Source organism: Streptococcus sp. ELY_90, assembly GCF_058314475.1.
The window spans coordinates 73,086-97,559 of sequence record NZ_JBZFUJ010000002.1 but is presented as its reverse complement, the minus strand read 5'-3'; the positions used below and the strand labels follow the sequence as shown (position 1 = coordinate 97,559).

At 41.6% G+C, this 24,474-nt stretch carries 20 protein-coding genes; 3 read left to right on the top strand and 17 right to left on the bottom strand.

What is annotated here, in order from left to right; all coding sequences use genetic code 11:
- Positions 1 to 83 precede the first annotated feature (83 nt).
- Both AC4HAF_RS02075 and AC4HAF_RS02070 read right to left on the bottom strand, forming a co-directional pair.
- Positions 84 to 1,262, bottom strand: a complete 1,179-nt coding sequence (locus tag AC4HAF_RS02075; RefSeq protein WP_491096465.1) for an ATP-grasp domain-containing protein — start codon at positions 1,260 to 1,262, stop codon at positions 84 to 86.
- Between the two features lie 143 nt (positions 1,263 to 1,405).
- Positions 1,406 to 2,170 carry a (S)-acetoin forming diacetyl reductase gene (locus tag AC4HAF_RS02070; RefSeq protein ID WP_491096464.1) on the bottom strand — a complete coding sequence of 255 codons (765 nt, stop codon included), beginning with the start codon at positions 2,168 to 2,170 and terminating at the stop codon, positions 1,406 to 1,408.
- A 124-nt stretch (positions 2,171 to 2,294) separates the two neighbouring features.
- On the opposite strand from AC4HAF_RS02070, the gene AC4HAF_RS02065 reads away from it, so the two are divergent.
- The gene (locus AC4HAF_RS02065; protein ID WP_491096463.1) at positions 2,295 to 2,927 is read left to right on the top strand and encodes an MBL fold metallo-hydrolase; all 633 of its coding nucleotides are present in this window, start codon (positions 2,295 to 2,297) and stop codon (positions 2,925 to 2,927) included.
- A 171-nt stretch (positions 2,928 to 3,098) separates the two neighbouring features.
- On the opposite strand, the gene ftsX is transcribed toward AC4HAF_RS02065, so the two are convergent.
- The 6 genes from ftsX to AC4HAF_RS02035 form a co-directional block, all read right to left on the bottom strand.
- A complete protein-coding gene (gene ftsX, locus AC4HAF_RS02060; protein ID WP_491096462.1) occupies positions 3,099 to 4,034 on the bottom strand; it encodes a permease-like cell division protein FtsX in 936 nt (311 codons plus the stop codon).
- On the bottom strand, positions 4,027 to 4,719 hold the full coding sequence (gene ftsE / locus AC4HAF_RS02055; protein WP_491096461.1) for a cell division ATP-binding protein FtsE: 693 nt from the start codon (positions 4,717 to 4,719) through the stop codon (positions 4,027 to 4,029). The genes ftsX and ftsE overlap by 8 nt, the downstream gene beginning before the upstream one ends.
- A gap of 66 nt (positions 4,720 to 4,785) precedes the next feature.
- A protein-coding gene (prfB, locus tag AC4HAF_RS02050; protein WP_491096548.1) for a peptide chain release factor 2 occupies positions 4,786 to 5,881 on the bottom strand; the annotation gives its coding sequence in 2 pieces (ribosomal slippage) (positions 4,786 to 5,808 and positions 5,810 to 5,881; 1,095 coding nt in all).
- Positions 5,882 to 5,929: 48 nt separating this feature from the next.
- Entirely contained in the window at positions 5,930 to 7,048 is a 1,119-nt protein-coding gene (queG, locus tag AC4HAF_RS02045) for a tRNA epoxyqueuosine(34) reductase QueG (RefSeq protein ID WP_491096460.1), read from the bottom strand.
- 198 nt (positions 7,049 to 7,246) lie between these two features.
- The gene (locus AC4HAF_RS02040) at positions 7,247 to 9,169 is read right to left on the bottom strand and encodes a fructose-1,6-bisphosphatase (RefSeq protein ID WP_491096459.1); all 1,923 of its coding nucleotides are present in this window, start codon (positions 9,167 to 9,169) and stop codon (positions 7,247 to 7,249) included.
- Positions 9,170 to 9,339: 170 nt separating this feature from the next.
- On the bottom strand, positions 9,340 to 9,489 hold the full coding sequence (locus AC4HAF_RS02035) for a hypothetical protein (RefSeq protein ID WP_491090876.1): 150 nt from the start codon (positions 9,487 to 9,489) through the stop codon (positions 9,340 to 9,342).
- A gap of 91 nt (positions 9,490 to 9,580) precedes the next feature.
- On the opposite strand from AC4HAF_RS02035, the gene AC4HAF_RS02030 reads away from it, so the two are divergent.
- Entirely contained in the window at positions 9,581 to 10,438 is an 858-nt protein-coding gene (locus tag AC4HAF_RS02030) for a metallophosphoesterase (RefSeq protein ID WP_491090877.1), read from the top strand.
- Positions 10,439 to 10,605: 167 nt separating this feature from the next.
- On the opposite strand, the gene AC4HAF_RS02025 is transcribed toward AC4HAF_RS02030, so the two are convergent.
- The 6 genes from AC4HAF_RS02025 to AC4HAF_RS02000 form a co-directional block, all read right to left on the bottom strand.
- Positions 10,606 to 11,358 (bottom strand): glycerophosphodiester phosphodiesterase, encoded by a 753-nt coding sequence (locus AC4HAF_RS02025; protein WP_491090878.1) that lies wholly within the window; start codon positions 11,356 to 11,358, stop codon positions 10,606 to 10,608.
- A gap of 175 nt (positions 11,359 to 11,533) precedes the next feature.
- On the bottom strand, positions 11,534 to 14,215 hold the full coding sequence (locus AC4HAF_RS02020) for a cation-translocating P-type ATPase (protein ID WP_491090879.1): 2,682 nt from the start codon (positions 14,213 to 14,215) through the stop codon (positions 11,534 to 11,536).
- A gap of 227 nt (positions 14,216 to 14,442) precedes the next feature.
- Entirely contained in the window at positions 14,443 to 15,615 is a 1,173-nt protein-coding gene (locus AC4HAF_RS02015; RefSeq protein WP_491090881.1) for a sialidase family protein, read from the bottom strand.
- Between the two features lie 170 nt (positions 15,616 to 15,785).
- Entirely contained in the window at positions 15,786 to 16,814 is a 1,029-nt protein-coding gene (pdxA, locus tag AC4HAF_RS02010; RefSeq protein ID WP_491090883.1) for a 4-hydroxythreonine-4-phosphate dehydrogenase PdxA, read from the bottom strand.
- A 31-nt stretch (positions 16,815 to 16,845) separates the two neighbouring features.
- Positions 16,846 to 18,003 carry an iron-containing alcohol dehydrogenase gene (locus AC4HAF_RS02005; protein WP_491090885.1) on the bottom strand — a complete coding sequence of 386 codons (1,158 nt, stop codon included), beginning with the start codon at positions 18,001 to 18,003 and terminating at the stop codon, positions 16,846 to 16,848.
- Positions 17,993 to 19,252 carry a four-carbon acid sugar kinase family protein gene (locus tag AC4HAF_RS02000; protein ID WP_491096458.1) on the bottom strand — a complete coding sequence of 420 codons (1,260 nt, stop codon included), beginning with the start codon at positions 19,250 to 19,252 and terminating at the stop codon, positions 17,993 to 17,995. The genes AC4HAF_RS02005 and AC4HAF_RS02000 overlap by 11 nt, the downstream gene beginning before the upstream one ends.
- A 163-nt stretch (positions 19,253 to 19,415) precedes the next feature.
- Between AC4HAF_RS02000 and AC4HAF_RS01995 the strand changes: the two genes are divergently transcribed.
- Positions 19,416 to 21,206 (top strand): PrpR N-terminal domain-containing protein, encoded by a 1,791-nt coding sequence (locus tag AC4HAF_RS01995; protein WP_491096457.1) that lies wholly within the window; start codon positions 19,416 to 19,418, stop codon positions 21,204 to 21,206.
- A 24-nt stretch (positions 21,207 to 21,230) separates the two neighbouring features.
- On the opposite strand, the gene AC4HAF_RS01990 is transcribed toward AC4HAF_RS01995, so the two are convergent.
- From AC4HAF_RS01990 to AC4HAF_RS01980, 3 genes are all read right to left on the bottom strand, one after another.
- Complete coding sequence (locus AC4HAF_RS01990; RefSeq protein WP_491096456.1) at positions 21,231 to 22,685, bottom strand: IS1182 family transposase; 1,455 nt, start codon at positions 22,683 to 22,685, stop codon at positions 21,231 to 21,233.
- A gap of 133 nt (positions 22,686 to 22,818) precedes the next feature.
- Positions 22,819 to 23,166, bottom strand: coding sequence for a 2-dehydro-3-deoxyphosphogluconate aldolase (locus tag AC4HAF_RS01985; protein WP_491096455.1), 348 nt, complete (start codon positions 23,164 to 23,166; stop codon positions 22,819 to 22,821).
- 18 nt (positions 23,167 to 23,184) lie between these two features.
- Complete coding sequence (locus AC4HAF_RS01980) at positions 23,185 to 24,462, bottom strand: SLC13 family permease (protein WP_491096454.1); 1,278 nt, start codon at positions 24,460 to 24,462, stop codon at positions 23,185 to 23,187.
- Positions 24,463 to 24,474 lie beyond the last annotated feature (12 nt).

Sequence of the window (24,474 nt, the reverse complement as noted above, 5' to 3'; positions counted from 1 at the left end):
AATTTGTTAAACGGTTTTAGCCCCTTTTCAAGTCTTTTAATGGCGCTTATTCCTTTCACACTTGTTGTTTCGATGATAGCAGCTTACACTTTAGCATGGGCAAACTGAACAATATCCCGTAATTCAGCCATTGTTTCAGTCCGTGCAAGAATACCGACCTCACCCATGATTTTTGAAAAAATTCCCGGTACAGATTCGATATCAATGATGTGCTGTCCGTATTGGGCCTTAATGTCCTCCAGCGTGTGAGCATAGCGTTTATTGGCCTTACGCGAAATATAAACAACATTGTAGCGGTGCTGCACATCTGCTGTAAATTGATTGTCTCTGACCACCTTAGCGTATTGATCAAAAATATCAAAGTCATCTGCATAATTCCACATGTCAATGGTCAGGCCTCCCGGCGGACGGCAGTTCACTTCCAACGCCATCAGCTCTTTTGTCTTTTTAATGCGGAAAAATTCAAAATGGAAAAACCGTTCCTTGACATTGAAGGCTTCAACACACTTCTCACCCAGCTGAATCAAGTCCGCTGAAAAATCGCGGGGAACATAATAGAACATATCGCTGTCTTTTTCTACCGTATCAAGAACAGCTTCAGAATATTCCAAACCGGAATAAAAAACAATATTGCCGTCGTGATCTGTCAAGCCATCAAAGGTAATGATATCGCCGTCGATGAATTCTTCCATGATGTATTCAACTGCCGGATTTTGATAGCCAAAGAAATCTTCCAGTTCTGCAGCTGACTTAATCTTATAAGTATCGGAAGCCCCAACCCCGGAGTTGGGTTTAATAATAACCGGAAAGCCGAGCTCTTTGGTCAAGGTTCGGGCATCGTCAGCTCCGGTAAAGACGCGTCCGCGGGCAACTTTTAAGCCGGTCTTGCGGAAGATTTCTTTCATCTGTGCCTTGGTCTTGATGGACAGCATATCCTCATTTTTATAACCAAACACATTGAAATCAGTCCGCAAGCGGGCGTCTAATTCCAGCCAGTATTCATTATGCGACTCAATGCGGTCAATTTTCCCATATTTATGGGCAAAATAAGCGACAGCACGGTAAACCTGATCATAGTCTTCCATATTATCCACACGGTAATATTCGGTTAAATGATCGCGCAGTCCTTGGCTTAGCTGTTCATAGGGAGCATCCGCAATCCCCAAAGTATTTATGCCGTTTTCATACAAACGGTGGGCAAAGGTTTCAAAATTTGCCGGAAAATGGGGGGAAATCATTACAAAATTCATTTTTCTATCCATCAATAAATCCTCTTTTTGTTTCTACTTCTTTAGTCTAGCATAATTTTTAGGATAATTCTATGGAAATGACAAAATTTTCTGATTATTTACTTGTTAAAAGATACGCAAAATGAAAAAAGACCCTGAGGCCTTTTCTTAATATTTTAATGAAACTGCATGCCGCCATCAACAAGCAGGGTTTGACCCGTAACATAATCCGAATCAGGTCTTGCCAAGAAAGCAACAACATTGGCTACATCTTCCGGCTCTGACAAACGCTGCAGGGTAATATCCTTAGCAAACTGCTGCATGCCCCACTCGTCATCCTTGCCGGCGTTTTTGCCAACTTTGTGAGCAATGTCATACATCATCGGTGTCTTGACAATACCAGGTGCAAAGGCGTTAACAGTGATGCCGTCCTTGGCTAAATCACGCGCTGTTACCTGCGTGATGCCGCGCACGGCAAATTTTGTTCCTGAATAAAGGGTTAATTCCGGATTGCCAACCACTCCTGCCTGAGAGGTGGCATTAATAATTTTGCCGCCGTGCCCCAAAGCCTTAAAATGCTTCTGAGCTGCCTGTATTCCCCAGATGACACCGCCGACATTGACACCGTAAACCTGCTTAAACTGCTCTTCAGTGATTGATTCAACCGGAGTTGTCGGACCAAGTCCGGCATTATTGACAACAACAGTCAAATCACCAAATTTTTCAACAACCTTGTCAAAGGCTGCAAAAACATCTTCACGCTTAGATACATCTACGCTGAGAGCAAGAGCATCTGTTTCTGAAAGACTGGCAGCGGCATCCTGTGCTGCCTGAGTATTGTAATCAAGAATAGCTACCTTAAAGCCATCCTTGTGAAGACGCTTGGCAATAGCAAGACCAATTCCCTGTCCTGCACCGGTAACAATAGCAACTTTTGTCATAAAAAACCTCCATTTCCCATATAGCAGCAGTATAAACAGGACATGGCAAAAAGTCAATGTAAAATATTGTTCAATTTCTTTCTTTTTAATTTCAAAAGAAAAACAATTTTGTTAAACTAAAGGTATGGAAATTTTACAAACATTAAATGACGCTGCACTTGAAAACACCTACTACCTTATCAATGATCAAGCTGTTCTCCTGATTGATCCGGGAAGCAACACTGATGAGATCATAGCACAGTTAAAAACAATCAACAAGCCGATTGCTGCTGTTTTGCTCACCCATGCCCACTATGATCACATTATAAGCCTTGATGCGGTGCGCCAAAACTTTGATTTCCCGCCTGTCTATATTTCTGAAAAAGAAGCTTCTTGGCTGACAAGCCCAGTAGACAACCTGTCCGGACTTGCCCGTCACGATGACATGGAAGACGTTATCGTGGCTCCTGCTGATTTTTACTTTGACTATGATAAGATTTATCAGCTGTCCGGATTTACTTTCAAAGTTGTTCCGACCCCCGGCCATTCTTGGGGAAGTGTCTCTTTTATCTTTGATGAGGAGGAAAGTGTTTTCTCAGGCGATGCTCTTTTTAGAGAAGCGATTGGCCGCACTGATCTGCCGACCGGCAATTTTGATCAGCTCATTAACAGCATCAAAGAAAAGCTCTTTACTCTCCCCAATCACTTTCAGGTTTTCCCAGGACATGGATCTGCAACCCATATCGGTCACGAAAAGAATTTCAATCCTTTCTTTTAGCTGACAGCTGCCGGCATAAAACCTCTTATAAAATGGCTGAAGCACTTACAAAACTGACTGATCAGATCAGACAAAAGGGAGCAGAATCAAAACCGTAATTTATTAGAAATCGGTTTTGATTCTGCTCCCTTTGCAGTTACAGTCTGAGGAGATTATCAGTAATTCATTTTCTTATATCTTTAAGAAGCGTCTCATAGATAACACGGAACCAATGGAGCCAATAATAATACCAATGACAAACATCGCTCCAATCAGATAAAAGACAAATGGATTAGGCTCATAAAGAGACAAATTTTGAGTTGCCAGATTAGGGTTAAACTGATCAAAGGCAAACTGATAGAGATAAAAGACAATCAATGACGGAACAATCGCGCCAAGAAGTCCTACCCAAGCACCTTCAAAGAAGAAAGGCATTCTGATATAACCGTTTTTAGCACCAACCAGACGCATGATTTGAATTTCATTGCGGCGGGAAAGAATGGTGATTCGAATGGTATTAGAAATCAAGAAGATAGCAACTAAGACCAAAAGAGCTGTTCCGACAAGCCCCCAAGTTCGAATGAAGTTGGCAAGCCCAAAGATCCGCTCTGTATCAGTACCGCCGTAAGCTACTGAATCAACACCTGAAATTTTGTTGATGGCCTTGGCTACTGTTTTAACCTTGCGAGGTGAGGTTGTCTGCACAATGTAAACATCGTACAAAGGATTGGAGTCCCCGTCAAACAGGGTCCAGTCATCACCCATTGTTTTCTTCAGTTTTTCTAACTGATCATCCTTACTTGAAAAGGTAATCGTTTTAACATTTTTGATCTTTTTAATCTGATTATAAACCTTGTGGTAGTCAGGGTTATCAATCTTTTTGTTTGAATTGTCAGGATCAACATAAGACTGCACATTATCTTTGGAATCAACCTGCAAATAGGTGTTGATCTGAACATTTTTTTCAATGCCGGATGCTAATTTTTCGGTATTCAAGAGAAAAGCTGCAAAAATACCGACTAAAGTCAGGGTAATGGCTACAGATGTAATAGCGGCAATAGACATCCAGCCATTGCGCTTGATATTTTTAATGGATTGCCATAAGTGACGGAAAAATCTTCTAATCATTGTATCCGTAGTCTCCTTCCTCCTCATCGCGGACAATGCGGCCGTCTTCAATGGCAACCACACGGTGGCGAAGTGTATCTACAATCTGACGGTTATGGGTTGCCATCAAAACAGTAGTTCCCTGAAGGTTAATACGTTCCAGCAACTGCATGATTTCCCATGAAATTTCAGGGTCCAGATTTCCTGTCGGTTCGTCAGCAATCAGAACCTGAGGATTATTGACAATAGCTCTGGCAATTGCAACCCGCTGCTGTTCCCCGCCTGAGAGCTGATCAGGAAAAGAACGCATTTTATTTTTGAGTCCGACCAAGTCAAGCACTTCTGCTACACGTTTTTTAATCACACGCGGCTTTTCGCCGATAACTTCCATGGCAAAAGCGATGTTTTCAAACACTGTTTTATTGGGCAGAAGTTTATAGTCCTGAAAGACAACACCGATACCGCGGCGAAGAATGGGAATATCCCGCTTTTTCATTCTGGCCAGATTAAATTTGCCGACCTTAAGAGAGCCTTTGGTCGTTCTTTCTTCACGGTAAAGCAGTCTGATAAGGGTGGACTTCCCTGCACCTGACGGCCCTACCAGATAGACAAATTCACCTTGATTGACAGAAAGCGATACATTTCTCAAGGCAGTTGTACTGCGGTGATACTTTTTGGTAACACCTTTCATTTGAATTAATGCCATGTCTTGCATTTCCTTTTCTTTAATAATATCTTTGGAGAATAGTTCTCCTTTGTAAAAACTGGTTTTCTACTCCATACGCCATTTTAAAAAGGCATCAATGAAGCCATCCAAGTCACCGTCCATAACCTTATCAACCTGCGCAACTTCATAGCCTGTGCGGTGATCTTTCACCATGGTATAGGGGGTGAAAACATAGGAGCGAATCTGACTGCCCCAAGTGATTTCTTTTTTGTCACCCTTAAGGGCATCTACTTCCTGAGCTTTCTTTTCCTGCTCCAGCTGATAGAGTTTAGCCTGCAGCATTTTCATGGCCCGGTCACGGTTGCCGTATTGTGTACGGTCAACTGTTGAAGCCACCACGATACCCGTTGGTATATGGGTCAGGCGAACACCTGTTGAAACTTTGTTGACGTTTTGACCGCCGGCTCCTCCGGAACGGAAAGTGTCCATCTTAATATCCTCATCCCGAATATCTACTTCAATCGTATCATCAAGTTCAGGCATGACTTCAACAGAGGCAAAGGAAGTGTGGCGGCGTTTAGCCGAGTCAAACGGTGAAATTCTTACCAAGCGGTGAACGCCCATCTCTGACTTCAAAAGACCGTAAGCATTTGGACCTTCAAAAGACAGCGTCACAGACTTGATGCCGGCTTCATCGCCCGCCTGATAGTCCAAAACTTCCACCTTGAAATGTTTGCTGTTGCCAAAGCGTGTATACATTCGCAGCAGCATGTCGCCCCAGTCCTGGGCTTCCGTGCCGCCGGAACCGGGATGAATTTCTAAGATCGCATTATTTGCATCGTAGGGCTCTGATAAAAGAAGGGTCATTTCATAGCTGGCCATTATCTTGTCCAGTTTTTCCAGACTTTCTTCCAGTTCAGCCTGCATCGAAGGCTCCTCATCGGCTAATTCATACAAAATCTCAGCCTCATCGGCTAAATTTTCCATGTTATGGAAAGTATCATACTTAAGTTTTAGGTCATTCAGCTCTTGTGAAGTCTTCTGAGCGGCAACATTGTCATCCCAAAAGTCAGGCTCAGTCATCCGATTTTCTAAGAGAGCAATCTCTTCTTCCAATCGATCTAAGTCAAAGAGACCTCCCAAAGCCAGTCAGCTTTTCTTTATTTTCTGCTAATTTTTGGCGTATTTCTGCCATATCCATTTTCCATACCTCATTTTCCAGTATCTGTTTTATTCTAACATAGTTCATTTAAAATTGCCATCTATTAATCAGGGCATTTTTTTCTTTTATAATATCGTCATTTTCTGAATCAATGCTTAAAATAAAGTCCCGCAGTTCTTCTGTCGGTTTTTTGACAATCTCTCCCAAAGCCCAGATGGCTGTCGCCGTGTGAATGGGATTTTGGCCGCTGTCAATGATTTCCAGAAGCTTTACAACAGCACTTTTATCGTGGGCATTAGCCAGAGCAATGATAGCATTGCGCTGCAAAATATTTTTCCCCCGCCATGAGCCTGCAATCATACCGAATTTTTTCTTAAACTGACTGTTAGACAAATTTAAAAAAGGAATCAGTTCCGGCTCTGCCAGCTCTGGATCAATAGTACTGGCCAAAGGATTATTGAGCCCTTTATTGTAGGGACAGCAGATCTGGCAGATATCGCAGCCATAAATAACCGTCTTCATTTTCTTTCTGAATTCAAGAGCCATCATGCCCTTATCCTGTGTCTGAAAGGAAAGACAGCACTTAGCATTCATGGTGCCATCGCCAAGCAAACAGGACGTCGGACAGGCATCCAGGCAGCGGCGGCAGTCTCCGCAGTCATAATCTACAGGACTGTCCGGCTCAATTTCCAGATTGGTAATCAATTCTCCCAGATACATGTAAGAGCCGAATTCTTTAGAAATGACCAAACCGTTTTTGCCGATAAAACCAATGCCGGCCCGCTGAGCCACGGCTGTATCAACAAGCGCTCCGGTGTCCACCATTCCTTTATACTCAAAATGTTCCGTCAGTTTTTCGATTCCCTCAGCTAAGCGTTGGAGCTTATCCTCCAGAACATAATGGTAATCCAAGCCCCAGCTGTTAGGAGTAATCTTGCCGCGCCGGTACTGTGTTTTAGGCGGTTTCTCAGGGAGTCTGTGCGGATAGGCTACAGCAATGGAAATGATGGTTTTGGCGCTTGCTAGAGAAAGCTTAGGTTTAATCCGCTCTTCAATATTTTTATGTTCAAAACCTGAAGAACGCCCTTCCTCAACTGAAGCGCGCAGCGATTTTTCCAAGTAAGCAAAATCATCGGCAGTTGTAAAGCCAATCTTTGAAATCCCGATTTCCCGGGCCAGTCTTTGGATTTCTTCTTTAATGTTCATAAGTCTATCTTAAAGGATTTTTAAACAGAGAGCAAGTCGCAGGCTGACAGAAGCACAACTAAAAAAGCAGGGCAGAAAATCAGTCAGCTGACGGTGCTGATTCTCTTGCCCCGCTGTTTGTACAGCTTGAAGCGATGCGAAAGTAAAGCTGATTCAGGCTCACTTTGCTTAAGCAGACAGAGTGCTTCAAATCAGCTGTTAATACTTATCAAAATGCTGATAAAGATACTCCAGATGTTTAATTTCATCGCAAATACGATGTCCGATATTGGTATCTTTGACTAAAATACGGCGGCTCGACTCCTCAACCAGACGTCTGGCTGAAAGGATATCATACTTGCCCATTAAAACATCCTGACTGTTTGTAAAGGGCTGGTGTGCCACCAGAAGCATGCCATAGCTGTTAAAAACCAAGGTATAGCCTGCAAGACCTGTTTTCTTTTGATAGGCTTTGGCAAAACCGCCGTCGATAACAAGCATTTTACCGCCCGCCTTAACAGGGTTCTCGCCGTCTTTTTCCTTTACAGGCGTGTGGCCGTTGATAATGTGTCCTTCTTCACTCAAGCCAAATTCCTTGAGGATATCCCGGCAGATACTTTCGTTATTTCGCAGCCGGTAATAAGGATTTTTGATTTCTTCATGCGTTGCCTTATCTTCAATGAAATACCGTTCAAATGTGGTCATGGCTTTTTTCCCGAAAAGAGAGGAATTTTCACCAATCCAGAGATACCAAAACAAATCCGTTGAAAAGTCCTCGTGCTTATCAGGATGCCGATAAGACTGGCGAATTTCCTTCTCATATAAATCCAGCAATTCTTTGCCGGAATAGCTGCGGTCCTTGATTTTCAATGATTTAAAATCACCGTTTTCATGCAGGGGAATGCAGCCGTGAAAAAGCAAATTGCCGTTGTACTGCAAATACATGGAACCTTTTTCAAATAAAAAATCAACATGGCGCTTCAAGCTTTCTGATGTCTGAAAGGCATGCATCAGCTGCTGCAGAAGTTTTTCTTCTTCTGCATCTAGTGCATAGGGCTTGTCAGGCACAATACGGCTGCTGTTGAAATCTGACAGGGCATACTCTTTGCCTTGCAGGCAAATTGTCTTATTCGCATAGTCTATCATGTCCAAAACCTGCCGGTGCTCCAGCTGGAAATCCGGCCGACGGTGAATTAAACGGCTTTCTAATTTAAATTGTAAAATAGCCGTGGCCTGCTGAACAAGATTGAGCAAGTCACTATCTTCCTGAGACAGCCGTCCCTCATCTAAAATAGGATCAAAAGCCGGCACAGGCTGATAATATTTGCGGCTGTAATCAACCAGTTTTCTCAGATTGATGCCGTAGCGGTCTTCAATCAAAGTTAAATTATTATATCTGGCAGCAATACGAATGACATTAATCATGCAGACATAAGAGCCCGAAACAGCCCCCATCCAGGTAATGTCATGATTGCCCCACTGAATGTCAACATTGGGCAGTTTTTCCAAACGGTTTAAAATGATATCAGGGTATTTGCCGCGGTCATAAATATCACCGACAACGTGCAAGACATCTACAGCTAAGCGCTGAATAACATAGGACAGAGCAATGACCAGCTCTTCCAGCTGGCTGAGGTCTGTGATTTTATCAATGATAGCATCAAAGTAGCCTTCTTTATCAGGGTTTCTTTCTATTTCTGCCAAGAGTTCTTCGATAATATAAGCAAAATTAGCCGGCAGACTTTTGCGGACCTTGGAGCGCGTGTATTTATTACCAAGATATTTCAGAACCTGAATCTGAACGGGTACCATAGTAATCAGCTTTTCCTGCAGAGCATCTTGCGAGAGATCTTGTCTGTCAAGAGCTATTTTTTGTTCAGGATAGTAAACAAAGAGGCAGAACTCTTGAACATCTATAGCAGACAGCTGATAGAGGTCAAAACACTCCTGAATTTTAGACTTAATAGAGCCTGAGCAGGTTCTCAAAATATAATCAAAGGCCGGGTATTCCCCATGCAGGTCGCTGACGAAATGCTCGGTTCCCTTAGGCAGATGGCAAATCGCTTCCAGATTGATAATTTCAGTCAGAATATCTGCTCTGGTGGGAAATTTTTCTTTAAGTAGTTGATAAAAGGCCTTCATTTGTCCTCCTTTAGCTATACACTCCAAAAAATCGCTGACCATGCTAAAAAGCTTCTGCAGTAAACAGCAGCTGCATAAAAAATTATAAAGCTTTTTGGCAGCGCTGTCAATCAACGGCAGGCGGCATTTCCAGCCCCACTAAATTACCAAAACAGCCCTGCTTGAACCTGCTAATTATCCAAAATGTCTACGTGAACTTCCTGATAAATCCAGTCTAGATCTTCTTGCTTAAAATGCCCCGTATGCGGCGACAAAGCGTTGGCTGTTCCTGCTGCCACAGCATAAGGCAGACAATCTTCAGGAGCCTTATTTTTGTTCAAATCAGCCAGTATGTACAATTAATTTTTGCAAAAATGGTTGTCGCAATCTTTCTGCCCCTCTCATTTTGAAAAATCGTGGTACAATATTTTTATGACAAAACTTGCTATTATGAGCGATCTCCACATTGACCTCAACCATTTTGGAACCTTTGAGATGCAGACTCTTAAGCAATTGCTGCAGGCACAGCATATTGACCATCTTCATCTGGCAGGAGATATCTCTAATCATTTTTACAGCCACACGCTTCCTTTTATTGACGAATTGCAGAAGGATCTGACCGTCACCTATAACCTGGGCAACCATGATATGCTGGATTTAGATGAGCGTCATATTCAGGCTTTTGATTTTCAGACACATCAGGTCGGTGAGGCATCTTTGCTGGCGCTTCATGCTTGGTATGATTACTCTTTTTCTGCCCAAGATCCTGCTCAAATCGAGCGGCTGAAAAAAACATTTTGGTTTGATCGGCGCCTGCAGCGGCTGAAAGATGACCCCGCTATAGCTCAGGAATCATTGGCAAAACTTGATCAGACTCTGGCTTCTTTAGAAAGTCAAAAGCTAATTGTCGCCATGCACTTTGTTCCCCACGAGCAGTTTATTATGACCCATCCGCGCTTTGCTCCCTTTAACGCTTTTTTAGGCAGCCAGAAATTCCACGACCTCTTTGTTCAGCACAATATCAAAGACGTCACTTTCGGTCATGCTCACAGAAGTTTCGGCGACGTCGCCCTCGATGGTGTTACCTATCATTCCAGACCTCTTGGCTATATCCGAGAATGGGATTTGACTATTGATTTCGTCAATCAGCACCCCGAATACAATCCTACCGGCAGCTGGAATCTCAGTAAACGCTACAATGCGGTCAGACATCTGACAGCTTTTCAAGCGTATAAGAACAAACATTTGGCCAAAGAGCTGCTTAACTCCATGACGATATTTGATCTTTAAAGCCCTAGCGCTAACACTCTTATGCAAACAAAAAAAGACTGGCAAAAATAATTGTCAGTCTTTTTTGAAAAGCATAAAGCGCCTCCAGAAGCACTTATTTTCTTCCCAGCTTTGAAAATACAGTTTGCCGGGATTTTCAAAATACTGGTGAAAAAGGCAAAATCCCCTCAACTGCTGTGCTTTATTTCCGTCTGTGACAGAGACCTTCTGACTCTGTCCGCTTCTTCCGGTTTATCTGTAATAATGCCTTTAACACCAGCTAAATAAGCTTTTTTCATATCACTTTTTTTATTGACAGTCCAAAGCCTGAGCGGCTTTTGCTTTCCTTTTTGAGACTTGCTGTCCAAAAAGTACGAACGATGACAGTGTATTGTTTCAATAAACTTTAAATGCCGTCCCAGCCAGTAATAAAAGGGTTTTAGTTTTACCAAATAAGCCCGCTCAGCCTTGGGATCGTGCTTTTTCATTAGAAACAAACTAAAGAAATTAAAACTGGAATACATATGAGAAAAAGGCCTTTTTTTAGCAAGCATCAACTGTGCAATCTGTTTTTCAATTTTAGGATAAGGGTACCTATTAGTTTTCAGCTCAATATTCAGAATGCCTGTAAAGTGATGCTCCTCTAAAAAAGTTAGAACCTCTTCCAGAGTTGGCACTTTTTCACGAAAATAAGACGGATGAAACCATGATCCGGCATCAAGGGTTTTAACCTGCTGCAAAGTCAGATGCCGCACAAGCCCCCGACCGTTTGTCGTGCGGTCAACAGACTCATCATGAATAACAACCAGCTGATTGTCTTTGGTTCGGTGAACATCAAGTTCAATGCCGTCGCTGCCAACACCTGCCGCCTCCGCAAAAGCAGCCATTGTATTTTCCGGACGGTTGGATTTACTTCCTCTGTGAGCAAAAATTTGAGTCATCAGTTTCTTTCTAAATACATAAAGTAACTTTATTTTACCATAAATTCTTACCTGAAACACTTATTCCGACTAGAAATAACCGTTTCATCAAGTGAAAATTTATCCAGCTCGCTTTCAGCATATAAAAAAGGAAAGCACTGCAGCTTTCCTTAAATGGACTTTAGACGCCCAACTTTTAAATAGCTTTTTGATCTTGTCCCAATGCCCGCTGAACAGCTTTGACTATTTCAACAATAACCAGCATGAGCAGACTTCCTATAATAACAGCCAGCCACTGCGTCACACTCAAATGCGCCACGTGGAAGAATTTATTAAAGCCCGGAACAACGATTGTGACCATCAGAATAATGAAGGCCAAAGGAATGGACCAGTTGAAGAGCTTGTTGCGGAAAAGTCCGACTTTAAAGACAGATTGGTAAACAGACTTAACATTATACGCATGAACAAGCTGAATTAAGCCCAAAGTAGCAAAGGCCATCGTTAAGGCATCTTCATGGATATCCCGCATGGCTGAATGTTCCGGATAAAGCAGAGACCATCCGTAAACACCAAGTACCAGAAGTGTCTGCAGGAGACCTTGATAAATTATGGCTCCCATAACACCGCCTGAGAAGAAGCTTGACTTGCGGCCGCGCGGTTTATGTTTCATGACACCAGGCTCAGCAGGCTCAACCCCAAGCGCAATCGCTGGCAGCGTATCCGTTACCAGATTGATCCAAAGCAAATGAACAGGTTCAAGCACATCCCAGCCAAACAGTGTCGCAAAGAAGATGGTGAAGACTTCGGCCATGTTAGCTGAAAGCAAGTATTGGATAGATTTTTGGATATTGGAGAAGACCTTGCGCCCTTCTTCGACAGCTACGATAATGGTTGCGAAGTTATCATCGGCAAGAACCATATCAGAAGCACCTTTAGAAACTTCCGTACCGGTAATTCCCATACCAATACCAATATCGGCTGTTTTCAGAGACGGTGCATCGTTAACCCCGTCACCGGTCATGGCAACAACCTTGCCTTCATTTTGCCAAGCCTTGACAATACGAACCTTGTGTTCCGGCGAAACACGCGCATAAACAGAGTATTGCTTGAAGACCTTTTGGAAGTCCTCGTCAGAAATCTCATTGAGTTCTGCACCTGTAAATACATGGTCAACGCCATCATCATCAATGATACCCAGACGTTTAGCAATCGCTTCTGCTGTATCTTGGTGATCTCCGGTAATCATAATCGGACGAATACCGGCTTCCTTGGCTACACGAACAGCGTCTGCAGCTTCCGGACGTTCCGGGTCAATCATTCCGACAAGACCTGCAAAAATCAGGTTGTTTTCAACAACTTCTGTTTCCAAAGTCGGAATCTGATTATCGTACTTATAGGCCATCATGAGAACGCGGAGAGCTTGCTTAGCAAGCGATTTGTTGGTTGCAAGGATGGTCTTTTTATCGTCTTCAGTAATCGGACGAACTGTTCCGTTTTCCTCAATCTGGGTGATACGTTTAAGGAGCTGATCGGGCGCTCCTTTTACCGCAATGAGGTACTGATCCTGATCTATCTTATGAATGGTTGACATCAGTTTGCGATCAGAATCAAACGGCAGCTCTGCTACGCGCGGTTCTGCCTTGAGAACATCACGAATATCAAAATTATGATCCAAGCCGTACTGCACAAGGGCGGTTTCAGTAGGATCCCCCAGTAATTTTCCGTTGACATCAAGTTTGCTGTCATTGGCAAAATTCATGACCCGCAGCGCCATATTGTCAGTATCAATATCATCATTAGCATCAACCAGCTGACCGCTGTAGTATAATTTTTCAACAGTCATTTGGTTCATGGTCAGCGTCCCGGTCTTATCCGAAGCAATAATTTCGGTTGACCCGAGTGTTTCAACAGCCGGCAGTTTACGGACAATAGACTTACGTTTAGCCAGTGTCTGAGTTCCCAGAGAAAGCACAACCGTAACAATCGCCGGCAGTCCTTCAGGAATAGCAGCTACGGCCAAAGCAACCGCAGTCATCAAACCTTTAAGCGGCGGCTCATGACGGACAAAGACACCGACAATAAAGGTAATAATGGCAATCGCCACAACCAAATAAGTTAAAACTTTGGAAAGTTGATTGAGGTTTTGTTTCAGCGGTGTATCGGTTTCATCAGCATTGGCAAGCATGCCGGCAATATGACCGACTTCTGTAAACATACCGGTGTTGGTAACCACACCCATACCGCGGCCGTAAGTGACATTGGAATTTTGATAGGCCATGTTTAAACGGTCGCCGATACCGGCATCCTCAGCAATTTCAGCTGCCAAATCTTTGTCAACAGGAACCGATTCACCCGTCAGAGCTGCTTCTTCAATTTTCAGCGAAGCCGCTTCCAGCAGCCGCATATCAGCCGGCACAACATCGCCCGCTTCCAGCAGGACCACATCACCGGGAACCAATTCTTTAGAGTCAACCTCCGTTACATGCCCGTCACGGCGGACACGCGCTAAAGGACTGGACATTGATTTAAGAGCTTCAATAGCCGCTTCTGCCTGACCTTCCTGATAGACCCCAAAAGCTGCATTAAGGACAACAACCACAAGGATAATGACAGCATCTGTCAGGCCTTCCATCCCTTCAGTAATCACTGAAAGCACAGCAGCCACAAGCAAAATGATAATCATTAAGTCTTTGAATTGATCCATGAACTTAGCGAATATCGAACGCTTTTCGTCCTCATCCAATTCATTGTGTCCGTAATCAGCCAGACGCTGTTTGGCCTCAGCAGTTGTCAGCCCCTTTTTAGAGGTCTCCAAACTGGATAAGACAGTCTTTTCGTCTTGGACATAGAAAGCTTCTTTTCTTTGTTCTTTCGACAAAATATTTCTCCTTCTCGGTCTTTAAAAGAAAAAGACCTGTTTATTTGATAAACAAGTCTCGCTATTTAATATGTTGCCGGAAAACAGTTTCGTATTGACGACAACATCACGGCAAAACCGCTAGCTACTCCCTTGATAACTTTCATTATACCATAAATAAAAGCCTTTTCAATATTTTAAAAAATAAAAACGTTTTATTTCAGCAGATTTAAGAAAGTCAAAGTTTTTCATTTTTCAACACCTTCACCTGAAGTTGGGTTGTAAACAGCATCTGCTTCTCTTTTTTCACCGAAGACATCGGCTACTGAAAAACGTACATACTTGACACAAAGTCTGTTCTTGTAGGCATAAACAAGATGCAGCAATCCGTCTTTAGTCTGATAAAGCGTTGGATATTCGTATTGGGCATTATTTGTTTTGTTTTCTGTTCCCATAAACCCTTCTGCCGCTTCGAAAATTCGGCCGATAGGCCAAGTTTGCCCAAAATCTTCTGAGATTGAAACAGCAACTGGATTACGCAGGCCCGGCCAAGCAACCTTGCCAAATTCTGGATGAGGAGCGGCATTAACATTATAGGCCAGAGCAATTTCACCTGACTGCAACTTGACAGCACTGATGCTGGCATTATTATTGGGTAAAACAGTTCTTTGCGGTACAGTCCATGTATCGCCGAAATCATGAGACTCACTAGTATAAATATTGTCTGCAAAACGGCTTCTCATAAAAGCCACTAAATGTCCTGGTTCTGTTTCAATAATATTAGCATGTACCCGGCCATTGCTTTCCGGCATGCGAACACGTTTCCAAGTTTGACCGTCATCATCAGAAACCCGAAATTCAGTTGGGTCATTAGTCAAGCCTTCTGCTGAATCTTCACACAGCCAAGTTGCAAAAATCCAGCGGCCGTTGCTCAAAATCTGAATCGCCTGACGCGAGAAGGTTCCTTCTTCTGGGAAGAGAACCTCTGGCTCTCCCCATGTCTGGCCTTCATCACTTGATTTTTGAACCATGATAACGGAAGTAAATTGCATGTTATCCTTGCCTTCTTGACGGCTGAGCTGAGACGTATAAATCAGCCAAATTTGCCCATCGGGAGCACGGAAAAAGGCAGGATTTTGCTCACTTCTGTCCTTCCCCTTAGAAACAATAACAGGAACAGACCAGACTTGCCTTTCTGGGTCAAGTTTAGAAAGAGCAATAGAAATATCACCGCTGCCTTCAAAACTTCCTGCGAACCAAGCACATAAGAGACCGCCGTCTTTGGTTTCGATTAAAGCGGGAGCGTGAGCTGTTGCTTTGCCGCCAGTTGGGATCAGGGAAAAATCTACACCCAAAAATTCATCTCGATAAACAACCCCATCAGGGTCTGACATTCTTACCTTTGGTAGCTCTGTAACCATAGTTCACCTCTTTATTTTATTTCTTATTTTATGACTGTTTTTGTAAAAGTTAAGGGTCCATCTACAAACTATTTTGTGCCCTTTTTCTCTATAAGAAAACAAATAGGAATCATTCTTGCTGCTGTCTTCATTAAACAAGTTGATTGCATTAAATATTTTCTACATCTGCATTATGAATTTTCTGCTAAGCGAATGGCATAGTCAATCGCATTTTCCAAGCTCAATTCACTTGCTGTCCAGTGTCCAGCCTGATCAAAGGCAGTTCCATGATCAACAGATGCACGGATAATTGGCAAGCCCAGTGTGATATTGACCCCTTGAACAGCTTGCCAAGATCCTTTTTCCTGATCGTAGACAAAACCAAGCAGTTTCAAAGGAATGTGACCTTGGTCATGATACATGGCCACAACAATATCATACATACCGCCATTAGCTTTGGAAAAAAGTGTGTCCGCAGGCAAACTGCCCTCTACATTGATTCCTTCAGCCTTAGCCGCCTCAACAGCCGGATTAATCTGTTCAATTTCTTCGCGGCCAAAAAGGCCATTTTCACCGCAATGAGGATTAAGTCCTGCAACAGCAACTCTAGGCTCTTTAATGCCAAGATTCTTACAAGCTTTATCAGCAATGCGGATAACATCCAAGACACGTTCTTTAGTCGCACGATCACAAGCCTCACGCAGTGACACGTGGGTAGACACATGGACAACACGAAGGTTGCCGTCTGCCAGCATCATGGTATATTTATCAGTTCCAGTCAGATCAGCATAAATTTCAGTATGACCGGCATAGTGGTGACCTGCTGCATTCATGGCTTCTTTATTAAGCGGATTAGTCACCGTTGCATCAATTTCTTTGGCTAAAGCTAGCTCAATGACCTTTTTGACATATTGGAAAGCTGCATCGCCGCCTGTCGTTGACACTTGACCAATTTCAAAATCAGCCATATCAACTATCCCTAAATCAATCAAATCAATCGTCCCATACTCATACTTACCGTCTTTAGCATTCTGAATAATATTAACCTTTAAATTAAGCTCAGGATGTTTGGCTAAATAATAGGTGAGCACTGATGCGTCGCCAACCAAAAGCGGATGGCAGCGTTCATAGAGTTCAGGTTTATTAAGGGTTTTAATCGAAATTTCAGGTCCGATTCCGGCAGGATCTCCCATAGTAATACCAATAATTTTTTTAGTCATTTGTCCCTCCTTATTTCACTTTCTTGCCTTTTTACAAAACTTGTTGATAGATTTTACGTGCATCGTCTGCTGTTACTGGGCGCATATTGTTCACCAGAAGACGCTGAACTTCCATACCCGAAGCCACCAATTCTTCCAAATCGCTTTTGGGAACACCAAACTCTGTCAGGCTTTTTGGAATTTGGAGAACGTCAACAATTCGATCCATTTCTTGGATAATATAATGAGATTTTTCATCGATTGATAAAGATCTATCACCGTCATGAACAACACGGTCATAGGCCTCTGCCAAATATTCCTTGATAGCTGGCTCATTAAATTTCATAACGGGCATTAAAAGAATGGCATTGGAGACCCCGTGTGCAATATGGTATTTACCGCCTAATGGATAAGACAAGGCATGGATAGCCGTTGTTCCAGAAGCTGTAATGGCGACACCAGCGTAGAAAGCTGCAATCAGCATCTTTTTCTTTGGCTCCATAGCATCTGGGTTCAAAGTCGCTTCTTCAATATTATTAAAAATCAAGTCAAACGCTTCTAAGGCAAATGAGTTTGAAAAAGGGTTGCGTTTTTTAGATGTAAAGCATTCAATCGCATGGCACATAGCATCTACACTGGGAGCTGCTGCAATTTTTACCGGCAGATTTTTAATAAAGCGAGCATCTAAAACAACAAAATCCGGAATCATTTCTGCATTGACAATACCCACCTTAAGGTTTTTCTCAGGAACAGATACGATAGCATTGGGAGTTGCTTCAGAGCCCGTTCCTGCGGTTGTCGGAATCAATAAACTAAGCACTTGTTTTTTAGCCAACAGTGGATCATCCAATAAATCCTTGACACCATAGTCGTCGGTTGAAAGAATAGAAGCCAGTTTAGCAGAGTCCATGGCCGATCCTCCGCCAATTGCAATGATAAAATCAGCATTTTCAGCCTTAAACTGATCGACTACTTTCTGAACTTGATGATAAGTCGGTTCAGCAGGAATGTCTGATACGATTGTATAAGGAAATCCTAAATCTATCAAAACTTCCTCAAGCACTTTAACTAAACCCGCCTTGATGATTCCCTTATCTGTGAAAATCACGATTTTTTTTGTGGAAGCCGGAATAACAGTCTTTATTTCTTCTAGAGCATGTTCCCCAGCCAAGACATTTTTAGGCATTTTCAAACTGTAATCAGTTAACATAGTTTTCCTCCTTTTGTATCATTTTGCTAATATCTTCAAATAATTCCCGATGTCCAAAACCACCGGATTTTGTTATAACTTGAATCGTTTTGCCTTTCCAAGTCAGTTCAGCTAAAACGACGCCGGCACTAACTTCACATATCGGCTTGATCTGATTAATCTGCAGTACCTGCATAGACTGATAAAGTGTATCTCCGCCTGTGAAAAGAAATGTTCGAACTAAGTCCCTTTCTAAAAGCTGCTTAGTGAGTTCTCCTAAAGAGCGGCCGATTTTAAAACGAATAGCATTTCTGTCTAACCCTTGTGCTCGAGCATAAGCTACAATATCCTGGCTGGTTTTTTCACCCAGCGTTTCAATAATAGCCAAATCACTTTGCAAAATACTTTCTAAATAAATCTTCAACTGATCTTGACCACTGTCGCTCTGCCAAAAATTTTCTTCCAACAATTCCTGAGAACTCAAAGAAATACGCAAGTGGTGTTTTTCCTGAGCGTACTCAATTTGCTGTCTGGTAATCGGGTTAACTGAGCCACAGATAACAAGGAGCGGTTTAGTAAGCTGTGGCTTTAAGATTTTCTTTTTAAGAAAAAGCTGCTTAACCAGATACTTAGCAAAGCCTGCACAGCCGATACTAACTGACAGTAGGTTTTGCTGATAGAGGTCAGCTGCAATTTCTTCTATCTCTTCCTCTGTTTCACTGTCGAATAGAAGTAACTGTTGCTGAGCTTGCAAAAATGAGTGACGGCTTACCAGTGATGTTTCAATACCAGCCTCCTGACTGAGACGTTTGGCAATATCACTTTCAGTCACAGGTTCATAAGGGTCTTTGGCAAAAACACTATCTGAAACAGGCGCCTCATCAATGTACAGTTTTCCGCCCCGAACCACTCGCTTGATAGCTGGGTATGCAGGAACCATTACTGCTTTTTTCTCCTGAAATTGGTCTAAAAGTGCTTTAATCTCACTGCTGATATTCCCTCTAAGAGCTGAATCTACTTTTTTATAAAAATAAGGAATACCGTAATTTTTAGCATCAGACAGAATGTTGCTAACTATCTGATACGAATCTTCAAAGGACAGATAACGGCTTTCTGTATTGATGACAAGTACTTCTATTTCATCTTCTAAACTGGCATAATCTACTGATTGATTAGTTGTTACTAATGTATTGATACCTTGACTTGAAAACTGAACTCCTGTATCGAGAGCACCCGTAAAATCATCAGCCAAAATTAGCAGCTGTAACACTGCAACACCTCCTCTGATTATTTATAGTCCTAGTTTATACTTTGTCAGGAAAAAATACTAGGTTTCAAAAAAAATAATTGTCTTTTTTTGAATCATCACAAAGAATATTGAATTTTTTTAGAAATATTTATATAATGGTTTATAAATGAAACAGGAGGCTGTTATGAGACCTATTCGCTTACTTGGTATTGCTCCCTATGAGGAACTGAATCACTCTATGAATCTGGTTGCCCAACAATTTGATTCATTATCCATAGATGTGTTTAATGCAAACTTACAAGAAGGGAGAGACTTAGCTATAAAATTAGCTCATAATGATTATGATGCTATCATTTCTCGCGGAGGTACAGCTCACCTTATTCAAGATGCTGTTAATATACCGGTAATCGACGTTTCAATTTCTGTTTATGATATTTTGAGCAGTATCAAATTAGCTTACAATTACAGTCAAAACATCGCGATTGTCGGATATGAAAGCATTACAAAAAATGCTCATCTTATCTGCAATGTCCTGCAATATAATATCAAAATAATCACAATTGACCAGCCTGAACAGACCGCTGATATTCTAATACAACTTAAGCAAGAAGGCTGTGAATTGGTTCTTTGTGATGCAATCACTAATCATACAGCTCTTAGACTTTCATTGAACACAATTTTAATTACTTCTGGATTAGAAAGTATCAAAACTGCTTATAAACAGGCTATAACATTCACCAAATATATTCAAAAAATAGAAACTCAGCGAAATTTACTTCAAGAGGTACTCTCAAAGCAAGCGCTGGCAACACTGGTCTTGGACAAAGACTTCAATCCCATCTCGTCTAATCTCTCAGAAAAACTTACCCATACTTTAATCCGTTTTCTAAAAAAACAAAAGCACCTGGATAATCGACAGCTCTACCATACACACAAAGGACAAACATATCAGGTTCGGAGCAATGTCTTAACCCTTAATGATCAACGTTATTATCATTGTGAACTAAAAATGGTAACACCCCCTCTAATTCACCAGCAATTCGGTGTTACATTTAACAGTCGTTCAGTAATTGAAGATACGATATCGCAAAAACTGCTTTTTTCTTCTTTTATTCAAGAAAAAAACCTAGTTCTCATGTCCCAGCTCCTAAAACATTACAATGCTATGATAATTTTTGGAGAAGAAGGAACAACAAAAACAAGCCTAGCCTATTCTTGCTTTTTGAAATTTCAATATCATACGGCAAATCTTATCAGTATAAATTGTAAATTATTTGGTGAGCGTCTTTGGAAATACCTTAGCCACACCAGTAACAGTCCTTTGCTTTACTCTGGCAACACTCTCCTCTTCCAACATTGTGAACAGCTGTCTCTGGAGGATTTACGCAAACTTTTAGAACTTATAAAAAGCAGCAACTTATTGCAAAGACAAAACGTTATATTCACATACACAACAAAAAAAGCCGATCCCGACAAGCTGATTTTTAAAGAAATCATGCAAGAACTTGACTGTGCCAGCCTGTACTCCTCTTCATTATCTGAACGCCGTACAGAATTAGCAAGTATTATTACTCTCCTGCTTAATAAAGCCAATATTGAGTGTCATACACAGGTTATCGGCTTTGAACCTCAGGCAATGCATACTCTTCAAGAATTTCAATGGACTGGTAATTTTTATCAGCTAGAAAGGGTTATTAAAAAGTTAATACTGTCTGCGAATTCTTATTATATTTTAGAGAATGAGGTAATAGAGGTTCTATCTGAGGAACGCAAACATCAAAATCATCTGCAGCTAACTTCCACAAACCATTCAAAAAAGTCTGAACCGGTAATTATCGAAGAAAAAACTCTCTTTGATTACAGTCAAGATATTGTACGCACTGTTCTTGAATATAATAAGGGAAATCAAACAAAAACCGCAAAGCAATTGGGTATCAGCAGAACAACGCTTTGGCGTTATCTCAAAATGAAATAAAGGTTTTGGGTTAGCCCCAAAACCTCAGACCGAAGACAAACTTCTTTTTGGAGGTTTGTCTTTTTTTAAAATTCTCCAGAAAGTATGTCCTGAGGTGACAATAACTAAGGCATTTACTTGAATTTGACCAAAATAAAAAGGCTTTCCTGCCATCATTTTTACTAACTTTTTGAGATTTAAACACGCTAAAATCAGCCCAACCTTATCCTCCATTTTGGACTTGCCAATCTCTCTCGTATATCTGAGATTGTGATATTCTTTAGCTGTCCCAAAGAGGCGTTCAATGGTTTCTTTTCGATGTTGGTAACGTTCCCTCATCCCTCTTTGATAGCGAATGTCCTCACAAATCTCCATATCCTCTTTCCAAAGATGTCTCGTGACGATTTTTTGATGCTTCTGACTCTCTGTGCAGCTCCCTAATAAAGGACAAGCGGCACAAATCTTGGCCTTACTCTTATACTCCCGATAGCCCTCACGAGTCGTTGTACTATATTCTAACGTCTGATTTTCGGGGCAAAGGTAACAATCATAATACGCATCGTAAACAAAATCCTTAGGCTGTAACAGCCCTTTCTTTCCTTTCGGTCTGGTGTAAGGAAAAACAGGGGTGATGTTCTTTTCTAAAAGAAATTTGGCAATACTTGGCGTCTTGTAACCTGAATCGGCAATGATAAAGCTAGGCTGGAAGGGCTCAATCTTGGCAAACAGCGCAGGAAAAGCCTGGCTATCATGAACATTCCCTGCTTCTACACTATAAGCTAAGGCCCAGCCATGTTTGTCGCAGGCAACCTGAGCATTATAGGCAAAAACTTCTTTATGCTCACCTTTATGAAACCAGCCGCTCTCCGGGTCAGTCGTTGAGACTTTCTTTTCTTTAGCCTCGCTTTTTGCGGCGGGCTTTAGCGACTTTTTTACGTGCTTTTTCCTGTCCAAATCAATCTCAAGTTCCAGCTGGTCACTCATAAATTTAGCCTGTTGTTTCACCATTTCCGTGCGATACTTGTGATTATTAGCAGCGGCTTTGACGTGAGTGCCGTCCACGAAAATCTCATTGGGGTCAATCAAACCAGCCATCAGAGCTTGATGCAGCACCTGATTAAAAATTTCAGTAATGACCTGTTTGTCTTGGAAACGCCGACTGTAATTCTTACCATAGGTGGTGAAATGAGGAACCTTATCGTCCAAAGTCAACCCCAGAAACCAACGGTAAGCAGTATTGACTTCAATTTCCTTGATGGTCTGACGCATGGAGCGAATGCCATAGAAACATTGAATGAGAGGGATTTTGATGAGCATCACAGGGTCTAAACTCGGACGCCCATTATCACAAGAGTAAGTCTCCTCAACTAAGTCATAGATGAAGTCAAAATCAATCACGGCCTCAATCTGACGCAGAAAGTGATCCTCAGGAACAAGCTGGTCAAGCGTATAGAACCCGTATTGATGACGGTTATAATCTGGCTTTTCTTTGTGAAACATGGCCTTACCTCACAAACTGTTTTCTTTTAGTATACTCCTAAACAGAGCAAAAAGCTCTTAGAAATTCAATTCTAAGAGCTTTGTCTTCAGTCTGAGGTTTTGGGTTAGCCCCAAAACCTTTTTGCAATGCATCTTATTTTTTTAAAATATGGATAGCAAATCCGCCAAATTCACCATCAATATAAATATTTTTTAATTTTCCATCTTCAGTTAACTGAATCGTATCATCTAAAAAATTAAAACCTTTTTCTTTTAATTCTTCAACAGCAGATTCTACATCTGCAGTAGTCATGGCAATATGACCGTTTTGTCCTAGATATGGACTTTTAAGACATTCAAAATAACTGCCTGCAAATTCTGACTTCATCCCATGTCTAGGTCCTAAATTAAACATTAAACTTAACAATTTAGCTAGTTCTAATGCTTGTTCTTCAGATTCTGTGTTAATCCCAATGTGGGCCAATTCAAATGTATTTTTCATAATGAAACCTCGAAAATATTAAACCGGAAACAAAAGCAAAGCTCCTGCTGTAAGTGCCAATAAACGGATAAAGTACTGAGGAATAGTAAATTTCCAAAATTCAATCATCGTGTACTTTCCTGTCCCCATAATCAGAGCCGGCATTCCATCTACAGGTAAGAAATGACCGCACCAGCCAGAAATAACAATGGCTGTTGCCGCTGCAGTTGGATCAAATCCAAGTTTTAAACAAGTTGCAATTGCCAATGGAGCAAAAACATACACAGTGCCAATTGTGGATCCAGTCAAAGTGGCCAACAAACTTGTTAAAATACAGAATGCAAATATCAATAAGAACGGATTGATGTTAGAACCTAGCATGCCAGCTACAGATTTACCAACCAATTCTGTGAGACCGGTTCCCCCTAAAGCATCTGCCACACCAATAACCCCTGCTGACATGATAATGATTGGTGCGCTGATCGCATCTCTTATTTCTGTAAAATCCAGAACACCTACTAAGAAAATTGGGATAACCGCAATACCTGTCAAAGCATACCCGGCATCACCGACATAACTTTGTGAAACCATCCCAATTACAGCAAGTGCAAAAGACAAATAAGTTACTATTTCTTGTTTTTTAGTAAGATGCGTTTCTTCTTTTTGATCTGTTTCATCATCGGAAGGACCTTTAGAAATTGGATGCTCTGGTAAAAAATTATAAGCCAGAATTGACCAAACAAGGAATCCTAAAGATAAGAAGAGATTAACAATTGAAAATTTCACCAGATTAACGTTAGTAGCTGCTCCGGCAGCATGCAGTACAGCAACAGTAATTCCATACTGTAAGGCTGTATTAAATGGAATCAAAGGGTGATTAGCAGCAAAGCCGGCGGGCATTAAAACCTTAGATGGTGCAAGTGCCTTATTTTCAGGCAAAGCAGATAAGAGCCCAATGACTAAAACATAATAAGCTGTAGAACCTGTACCAAACAAACTTGTTCCCAGCATGACAATGACAATCAATAAGATGTAAGCTTTATAGCCACCCTTTTTAGCCATATTAAACATCGCTGCTTTAAATTTAGTAATAAAACTCGTCTTCTGTAAGGCAGCAATGATGGCCATAAAAGCAGCAAGCATCATGATTGTTGAATTGGCAAATCCTGCAAAAGCCCCCTTAATATCAGTTATCCCTGTCACAACCAAAAGAAGCAAAGCGATAAGCGGCGGAGCTCCAAAAGGCAATTTGTCTCTCATAATTAAAATAATCATAAAGACAGTAATTGCTAACACAATAATCATCTGACTTGTCATAATTATCCTCCT